Source organism: Actinoallomurus acaciae (genome assembly GCF_042429965.1).
GTDB lineage: Bacteria > Actinomycetota > Actinomycetes > Streptosporangiales > Streptosporangiaceae > Actinoallomurus > Actinoallomurus acaciae.
In genome coordinates this window covers 1-952 of sequence record NZ_JBHLZP010001149.1, presented here as the reverse complement: position 1 = coordinate 952, position 952 = coordinate 1, and the positions used below count along the sequence as shown (strand labels likewise).

Below are 952 nucleotides of genomic sequence, written 5' to 3'. Positions count from 1 at the left end.
CTGGGCGACGCCGTGGCACGGAGGGGAGCCCGCCCGGCGCGGCTGGGGGCCGCCGCGCGGCCGGCCCTTCGGCCCGCTCCTGCTCGTCGCTCTGATCGTCTCCGCGGTCACCGGCGGCTGGTGGGTGGTGTTTCCCCTCCTCGCCTGCCTGTGGCTCGTGGTCGCCTTCCGGGGAATACGTCACGCCCGGCGCCACCTGACCGCCCGGCGTTAGGGCGGTCGAAGAGACGGTCGGGCCTCGTGGATCGGTCCCCGGGCCGGTCCGGGGCGGTCACGCTCTCAGCAGGGTCGTGAGGCTGCGTACGGCGCGCCAGAGGTTCGGGTCGGTGGTCCCCGGCGCCAGGGCGGGGACGTCCTGTGGCGTCACCCAGCCGATCCCGGCGAACTCCCGCGTGTCGTAACGGATGATCTCCTCGGCTCCCGCCTGCACGGCGTACCAGAGGGAGACGTCCGTGTGGCTGCCGGCGCCGCGCGTCCGTGCCACGGAGACGAAGAACGGCGTCCGGCCGGTGGGCTCCAGTGGGACCGCCTCGGCGAACAGCTCCTCCCGGCACTCGCGGGCGACCGTCGCCCACGGGTCGCGGTCGGCCGGCTCGACGTGGCCGCCCGGCGGCAGCCGCAGCCCCGAGCCCCGGTGGTCGGTCAGCAGGAGACGGCCCGTACGCGGGTCGACGACGGTGAAGTAGGAGACCAGGTGCACGGCCGGCACATCCGGCTTGCGGACCCGGTAGAGCGGGGCGCCGCCGGCCGCCCAGTCCCGTGCGTACCGGCGGTGCGCGGCCTCGATGCCGTCGGCGGGGCGGAGCCGGTCGAGCAGGCCCACGAGATGGGCCCTCGGGCCCGGCCCCGCCGGCTCGTACGGGATGGGCGGGGGCTCAGGCGGCATGGCGGGAGAGCGTACCGATCGGGTCCTCGAGGAGGGGCTCGAAGGCCAGTTCGGCGGCGACGGCTT

At 75.8% G+C, this 952-nt stretch carries 2 protein-coding genes; one reads left to right on the top strand and one right to left on the bottom strand.

From position 1 onward, the window contains the following. Window positions 1-214, top strand: a 214-nt coding sequence (locus ACFFNX_RS51220; protein WP_378213777.1) for a hypothetical protein, incomplete at its 5' end; no start/stop codon positions are given. Between the two features lie 57 nt (window positions 215-271). On the opposite strand, the gene ACFFNX_RS51215 is transcribed toward ACFFNX_RS51220, so the two are convergent. Next, the gene (locus tag ACFFNX_RS51215) at window positions 272-886 is read right to left on the bottom strand and encodes an NUDIX domain-containing protein (RefSeq protein ID WP_378213775.1); all 615 of its coding nucleotides are present in this window, start codon (window positions 884-886) and stop codon (window positions 272-274) included. Window positions 887-952 lie beyond the last annotated feature (66 nt).

Bases quoted from the DNA above. Each gene is read 5' to 3' on its own strand.
- ACFFNX_RS51215 (WP_378213775.1), bottom strand. From the start codon at position 886: ATGCCGCCTGAGCCCCCGCCCATCCCGTACGAGCCGGCGGGGCCGGGC.